This is a genomic window from Microcoleus sp. PH2017_28_MFU_U_A (assembly GCF_020738035.1).
Lineage (GTDB): Bacteria > Cyanobacteriota > Cyanobacteriia > Cyanobacteriales > Microcoleaceae > Microcoleus.
Map to the genome: position 1 here is coordinate 1 of NZ_JAEQCX010000192.1, position 7,670 is coordinate 7,670.

Below are 7,670 nucleotides of genomic sequence, written 5' to 3' on the forward strand. Positions count from 1 at the left end.
TTTGAATTCATAAGTCAGATTGAACACTTGCATCACCTCCTTGTTTGATTTTACCCAATTTCTACAAAATGGCAACAGGATTTCTAGAATAAAGTAGTCCTGGAAGGACGAGGCTCTAACCCCCTAATTTTTGTAGAACAGGAGATCGAGGACATTGCAGTTTGTCCTGTGCCGGAAATACCGGAGCAAGTAGCGGTAGAAAAAAAATCTCCATACTGCTACTAACTGTGCTAATTTCAATGTGAGCTGTAAACAATCATGCGGGAAATCTGCCAGAGCGTGGAAACCATATTTCAACTGCTGTTAGACGAACTCAAAAAGTCCACTCGCGCGTCTGAGCAGAATTGCCAAGATGTAGCAGGGCGACTCGCAGCAGAAGTCAACAGGATATGCACAGAAAGTCAGAGAATTCAAAACTCGGGAGACATAGAGGGTTCAGCCCAGAGTATAGCTCAGCACCGCTTGCAACAATGCCTCCACTATTACACTTTAGGCTCCGGGCCCGGGCGAGTAGAATTGCACAGTACCCTCAGCGCGATCGTCTATCGCTACATCACCCCTCCACAGGTGCAGTCTAGCTATCAGGCGCGAGTAGAACTGATCAAAGATTTCTTGCAAGGATTTTATCTGGAAGCTTTAAAGGCATTCCGGCGGGAAACCGAACTGCCACCTACCTACAGTCCTCGCACTCGCTTAGAACTAGCAGAGTACATGGCCTTTGTAGAGCGTTTTGGCAAGCGACGCATTCCCTTGCCTCGCAACCGGAGCCAGCAACTAATTATTTTGCGGGCCCAAACTTTTTCCCAGCAGCAACCCAAAGAAACCTCCGTGGATATGGAACAAGCCGCCGATGGAGGGGCTTCAGATTCCGACCAAACTTGGAACGACACGTCGGTGCACTCGGTGCGGGAAGCGATGGCAGGACAGGGTTCCTCGGCAATTCGCCCTCAAGGCGAAGAGTCAGAATCTCTGCGGCAAAATGTGATTGATGAATTAGTGGCGTATTTGAAAGAGCGCAACCAACAAGAATGCGCTGATTATTTCATATTGCGCTTGCAAGACTTGCCGACTAATGAAATAGAGTCGCTTCTAAACATAACTCCCCGTCAAAGAGACTATTTGCAGCAACGCTTTAAGTACCATTTGCTCAGGTTTGCCATGTCGCACCGCTGGGAACTGGTTCACCAGTGGCTGGAAGCAGACTTAGATAAAAATCTGGGTTTGCTGCCTTCCCAGTGGCAGATATTTGGCGACCAAATCGGGCCAGAGGGGCAGCGTTTGTTAAAGTTGAAGCAACAGGGTCTGTCGGAGTCAGCGATCGCGCAAACCCTCGGCAGCACGGTAGCCCAGGTACAGAAACGGTGGTTTAAATTACTCGAACTTGCCTGGGAATTACGAAATCGTTCAGATTCCGGAGAAGGGGCATCTAGTGATGAATAACGAAACGAACAGGGATGCAGAGGCTTTCGAGCGCCATTTCTTAGACTGGGTATTGCAGGCGCCGATCGAGAATGCCTCTAGCGAAGATGAGGAGAACTTCAATCTGCCCCCTTCTTCAGAAGAGTGGGGCAACGAAGACAATTCTGGGGTGGAATACTGGGAATGGGACGAACCAGACCCGCTGGATTATCAAGTGAGGGGGCACAGCAATGCACCCGCACAACCGCTGACTATTGGAGATATACCGACCGTGCAAGACCGTTTTCAGACCTTGTTAAAAGAAAGGCTTAGAGCCGAAATCGAATCCAACCCGCCTCTGTTCCCCTGGGAAACAGAAATTAAAAGTTACGACCACGACTACCCAGACGATGTAGCCCCCCAATGGGTTCCCCCCCTACACATCTGGACTCCCCAACTACAAAATATTAGATGGGGTCGCCTGCCAATTCCGATCGCCCAAGGGGTTTTTGCTCAACTGCTAGAACCTTGTCAGGAATTGGTAATGTTGTCACTGCGGGAAGGAGCAAAGTTAGTCCGCGCTGTAGATAGCTTGTTTCCAGACCAGTCTCAGGAACTTAACGAATTAGCTGGTATGGTACTTCTGGGTGCGACAAGAGGAATTACAGCTTCAGAAGTAGAAGATTTACCGAATTACGAAGTGGCAACTACCGATCAACAAATGCTCATGTCGCTGTTGGCCGCCCGAGAAATCATTGACTCTCTAACTTTGGATTGTCCTGTAAATCAGCCGCCGGTTTCCCGAGAATGGTTGACAGCTTTGGGTTCGCTGACTCTGCAAGCTCAATACCTGTCCAACCGCAATACAGAACCACCAAGGCCGTGTTTAAGAGTTGAATGCGAATTTCCTGGGGGAGGAAGTTTGGAACTCAAGGGAGGAGATGCCGAAGCAACTGCACATCGTCCGAATTCCGGGCATTTAAGTGTGGAGTTGTTCGATCCGCAACCGGATAAGATTTATGCCTTAGAAGTTCGATTCCAAAACTTCGAGACTAGACCTCTGATGTTTGCTATTCGTCCAGTTTTGTCAGGACAAGATAGCAACTAGAAAGTTTAGTTGACAGTTGACAGTTGATAGTTGACAGTTGACAGTTGACAGTTGACAGCTACCTCTACCTGGAATGAAGAAGATTGGAGTAATGAATACTCTAATTTTATTTTATCCCTACAAGGGAGAGGCTTTAAGCCAAGTCTTTCTGGTAAAATTAGAGTAAATAATGTATGTTTTTCCTCTAGGGTTTGACCTCACACACAAACAAATTCAATCCCCCGACCTCGCTCGTGAAAAGCAAAAAAAATTAGATTTTAGTTAAAGCCCTCTCAGATTTATCTGTGGATTCAATCTAAAATCTAAAATCTAAAATCTAAAATCGTTGGATGGGTGCACATGACAACTGATAACCTGCGAAAGATACCTGTTTTGGGTAAGCTGTGGGAGCAGATTGAGGCGATGCCTCCGCCGGTGATTGAGGATTCTTTGCTGCTGCGAATCCTGGTTCAGTTGTTGGTAATTGTGGGCATTGTGGCGACAGACGTTGCTGCTGAAGAAGCGCTGAACCTGTGGGCTGTGCCTGTTAGCATTGTGGGGGCAACTTGGAGTTGGTACCGCCGCCGCGATCGCAATGTGGCTGCTAAGTTCTGCATAGCTATTGCCATGCTGGTGGCGCTGTTGGCTTTTTTTACCCGTTTGGTAGGAGAATTGAACGATACCCGGTTAGTTTTGGCGCAACTGTTAATTCACATTCAAGTGCTGCACAGCTTCGATTTGCCGCGCCGCAAAGATTTGGGCTATTCGATCGTCATCGGGTTGATTTTGTTGAGTGTAGCGGCGACTATCAGTCAAACGCTGACTTTTGGGCCGTTGCTAGTGGTGTTTTTGGCTTTAGCGCTGCCGACTTTGGTGTTGGATTATCGATCGCGCTTGGGACTTTCCAAGGCAGACGATAGCAAGCAGAAAGTAGAAGGTGCAGCCAAAAATAAGAACTGGTCACTATTTGCTGCTACTCTATCCCCCAAGTATTTTGGTTGGCTGCTAGCGATAACTCTCGGGTTGGGGCTGACTATTTTTGCGTTTTTGCCGCGCCTCCCGGGCTATCAGTTGCGGACTTTTCCTGTCAGTGCTCCCATTCAATATCAGGGGGAGTTTGACTCGCGCAGCATTTTAAATCCGGGGTATGTCAGAGGGGGAAATGAACAAGGAAGTGGCGGAGGAAGGGGGAGAAACCCAGACAAAGGGCCAGGAGAGGTGGACTCTACTTTTTATTACGGTTTCAACCAGCGCATCAATCAGAATTTGCGGGGGGAAATGAAACCCCAAGTGGTGATGCGCGTGCGATCGCAAGCGGCGGGTTTTTGGCGGGTGTTGGGCTTTGACAAGTATACTGGTCAGGGTTGGGAAATTTCTCGCAACGATCGAGCTGAAAAGGTGAATAGACCTAGGTGGTCTTTTCAATTTTATCTGAATCCTTTTCCGAATGCGCCTCGGATTCAAGAGGTGATTCAAAGTTATACTATTATTGCTCAGTTGCCGAATTTGATTCCGGCTTTGGCTAAGCCGAAGGAACTGTATTTTCCGACGATGGATGTGGCGGTGGATGCGGAGGGCGGTTTGCGATCGCCTGTGGAATTGCGGGAAGGTTTGACTTATACGGTGATTTCTAATGTACCTGTTCGCGATCGTTCCGGGTTGGGGCAAACTGGTACTAATTATCCGAAAAATATTCGCAAGTTCTATTTGGACGTGCCGCCGAAAATTGCCGCCAAGGTGCGAGAAAAAACAGAAGAAATTTTGTTGGCGAGAACAAGAGTAGCTAAGTCAGACAGGGCGATCGATTCTCCCTACGAAAAAGCTTTGTATTTAGCTCAATATTTGAAGCAAAATCCGAATTATAAACTTGTAAAAGCTTTGCCTTACTTGGAAGAAACAGAAGATTTAGTCGAAGGTTTTCTGTTTGGCTATCAAAACACGCAAGACGGTAAAAAGGTTACAGGCGGATATCCCGACCATTTTTCGACGGTACTGGCAATTATGCTTAGATCGATCGGGATTCCGGCGCGAGTGGCTGGCGGTTTCGATACGGGGGAGTTCAACCCGTTTACTGGTTTGTATGTGGTAAAAAATACCGACGCTTTCATGATGACGGAAGTATATTTTCCCAATTACGGCTGGTTTGGTTTTAATCCGATTCCAGGTTATCCGTTGATGCCGGCTTCGGTGGAAGACAACCAGACTTTTAGCGCGCTGGAATGGTTTTGGAAGTGGATCGCGGGTTGGCTACCGACGCCTCTGAGAAGCGGGCTGGATTCGGTTATCGGTTTTGTAATTGGCTGGATCACTTTGATTCTGGGCTGGTTTCTGGGACAGTTTGCTAAGGGTTGGGTTGGGTTGTTTACTGGGTTGATTGGTGCGATCGGCTTTGGCTTCATTGGCTGGTTAATTTGGCAAGGGTGGCGCAAGTGGCGCTATCGGCGTTGGCTGGGTAAGTTACCGCCGGTAGAGGGGGTTTATCAGCAAATGTTGAAGGATTTGGCGAGTCGGGGATTTGCCAAGCAGAAAGCTCAAACGCCTTTGGAGTATGCTGAGGCAATGCGCGGCCATCATGCAACCGATGAAGCTGAGGTAATTGAGGAAGTTTCGCAAGCTTACGTGCGGTGGAAGTACGGTGGCGAAGCGGGAAATTTGGATCAGTTGCGGCGGTTGGTGGATAATTTAAGGCGATCGCACTTAAAGAAACTGAAAAACCGCTGGTTGTCAAAATTCACAACCCCCAACCTCAAGTAAAGGTTCGATCGTTCGGAATGCAAGTCTCATATGAGGTACGTAGTTGGGCTTTAGCCCTCCAGGTTTAGTAGTTATATAAGCTGTCAGTCATGCCTCATATTTTCAAGAAAGGCTATATAATATTTATTTAAAGTGCGAATTTAAGCCTTGGGCAAAACATAGATAAATTAATTTTGATTTCGGAATCTTCTTTTTTTAATGAATATCAAAATCAAATTATTCATCTACCTCTAACTAAAATAGAATACTAATTATTCTTAATGTTAAACTAATCTTAGAACATTGGAGGTTTTCCCATGATTCAAGCAATATCCAAGTTAATAACTTTCGATGAGTTTCTGGAATGGAAGCCCGAAAACGGACGCTATGAACTACATAACGGAGTTATTATTGAGATGCAGACGACAGGAAAACATGAAGAAGTTGTTGAATTTTTGCAGACAGAACTAATCCTAGAAACTCGGCGGCTGCAACTTCCTTATCGATTCCCCAAGAATGCCCTCGTTAAATCTCCCGAACAAGAAACGGGTTATTTGCCTGATGTTTTAGCAGTTAATCGTGATGCTTTAGCGCTAGAGCCTTTATGGGCCAAATCCTCAACAATTACTCAAGGCTCATCCATTCCTCTCGCGATTGAAGTTGTCAGCACAAATTGGCGCGATGATTATGCACACAAGATGAGTGACTATGAAGCTTTCGGTATTGCTGAATACTGGATTGTCGATTATTTGGGTTTGGGAGGTAGCCGTTATATTGGTTCTCCAAAACTGCCTAGTTTGTCGGTTTGTCAATTGGTAGATGGTGAGTATCAGATTAAGCTATTTCGGGGAGATGAAAGAATTGAGTCGGCGGTATTTCCAGAGTTGACTTTGACAGCGGAACAAATTTTTAATGGCGGGTAAAAAAGCCGGGTTTCTCTGCATTACACCCGCAGTCCGCGAGGGGTTTAAACTCCTACCTAAAAGCAAAAGTCCTCTCGGACTGATTATTTATTTAGTCCTATGCAAGAGGACTTTCGCTATAAGAGGGGGAATTAATTCCCTGGCGGACTTTGGGGTTAAGTTACCATATATCGGCACTGCGATGTCCCGTATTTTCTCGAATCGCAAACTACTTATCTCATCAAAATCGACCAACTAGGAACGTCAGACAAACCTTCATATACACAAATCAAGTAATCTGTCAACAAAAACTGAGCAACTAGGCCGCCAGATTGGAAAATTAAATAATTCTTGCAGTTTAGCTGGGGCTGCTTGTATTTGTGGTACAAATGAGGGAATAAAAAATGTTGAAGGTCACGCCTCATGGATGAAAACCGCGTCCGAGCTTACCTGAATCTGATTCAATTGCTGCTGAGTTGTCCGGCTGGGGAAGAGGGGAATGTATTGCAGGAGCACTCTGAGTTAGTTGACTCAGGCTTGATTGAAGTGATGCAGGAAGTGGCGAGTCGGATGGCGGCGGATGGCGAACAAAATGCGGGTTTTTTGCAGCAATTGGCGGGGCAAATTAGTCAAGCTTTGGCTCAAGGGACGCAGGGAGGAAATGCAGACCGCAATTCTGCTTATCTGCAATTGATTAATGCGCTACTGAGTTGTCCTAACGGTGAGGAACCGCAAATTTTAAGTGCTAACTCGGAATTCCTGGATCTGGGGTTTATGCAAGCTTGCGAGGCAGTAGCGGCAAGTTTGGCAGAGCAAGGAGAGGAGAATGGGGCTAATTATTTGCGAAATCTTGCCAGTCAGGTAGGGGAACTCTTGGGGATGCGTGAGGAGGGTAATTCGGACTCTCTCGCATTTTTAATGCAGTTATTACAAACTGTCGGTGATGACCAAGGCAATGGCCAACAAGTCTATATTTTTTTACAACAAAACCTAGATAAACTAGATTTACAATTAGTTCAAATATTAACTGCTTGGGCAAATGATACTCTTGCCCAAGTAGAAGGGGCACAAGCCAATGGTATCGCCACAGTTATTCACAATTTAGGTAATCTAATTCAGCAGTTTCCCTTGGGGAGTAGATTAGTTAATTTAGAAATTGCCATCAGTTGTTATGAAATTGTTTCAACAGTTTTTAATCGCGAAGCCTTTGCCGAATATTGGGCAACTATACAAAATAATCTGGCTGCTGCCTACACTTACAGAATCAGGGGAGAGAAAGCACACAATATCGAAATGGCGATCCGGTATTGCACTGTCGCCTTAGAAGTTCGCACCCGCGATGCCTTCCCTCAAGATTGGGCAACTATACAAAATAATCTGGCCAATGCCTACGGTGAAAGAATCAGGGGAGAGAAAGCACAGAATATCGAAATGGCGATCACATCTTATATCCCACATTCCGCAGATGTGGGTCGGATTTTTTTATCAGTTGTGAAAACTTGGAAGCCAAACGCTTTTGGGCTGAAATTATGCAGTGTTAGCCTTACAGA

The 7,670-nt window shown here is 46.1% G+C and carries 4 protein-coding genes and 1 pseudogene; all 5 read left to right on the forward strand.

What is annotated here, in order from left to right:
- Positions 1-258 precede the first annotated feature (258 nt).
- Positions 259-1,440: a heterocyst differentiation protein HetZ gene (gene hetZ / locus JGK14_RS33110; RefSeq protein ID WP_325315973.1), complete on the forward strand. Its 1,182-nt coding sequence runs from the start codon at positions 259-261 to the stop codon at positions 1,438-1,440.
- Positions 1,433-2,506 carry a hypothetical protein gene (locus JGK14_RS33115; RefSeq protein WP_293181761.1) on the forward strand — a complete coding sequence of 358 codons (1,074 nt, stop codon included), beginning with the start codon at positions 1,433-1,435 and terminating at the stop codon, positions 2,504-2,506. Before hetZ ends, JGK14_RS33115 begins: the two co-directional genes overlap by 8 nt.
- Before the next feature lie 339 nt (positions 2,507-2,845).
- Positions 2,846-5,239 carry a transglutaminaseTgpA domain-containing protein gene (locus JGK14_RS33120; protein ID WP_325315974.1) on the forward strand — a complete coding sequence of 798 codons (2,394 nt, stop codon included), beginning with the start codon at positions 2,846-2,848 and terminating at the stop codon, positions 5,237-5,239.
- A 296-nt stretch (positions 5,240-5,535) separates the two neighbouring features.
- The gene (locus JGK14_RS33125) at positions 5,536-6,141 is read left to right on the forward strand and encodes a Uma2 family endonuclease (protein WP_293324642.1); all 606 of its coding nucleotides are present in this window, start codon (positions 5,536-5,538) and stop codon (positions 6,139-6,141) included.
- Between the two features lie 402 nt (positions 6,142-6,543).
- Positions 6,544-7,670, forward strand: a pseudogene (locus tag JGK14_RS33130) (hypothetical protein); the annotation flags it as partial.

Coding starts and splice junctions, on each gene's coding strand:
- JGK14_RS33120 (WP_325315974.1), top strand. CDS start 2,846: ATGACAACTGATAACCTGCGAAAGATACCTGTTTTGGGTAAGCTGTGG.
- JGK14_RS33125 (WP_293324642.1), top strand. CDS start 5,536: ATGATTCAAGCAATATCCAAGTTAATAACTTTCGATGAGTTTCTGGAA.
- hetZ (WP_325315973.1), top strand. CDS start 259: ATGCGGGAAATCTGCCAGAGCGTGGAAACCATATTTCAACTGCTGTTA.
- JGK14_RS33115 (WP_293181761.1), top strand. CDS start 1,433: ATGAATAACGAAACGAACAGGGATGCAGAGGCTTTCGAGCGCCATTTC.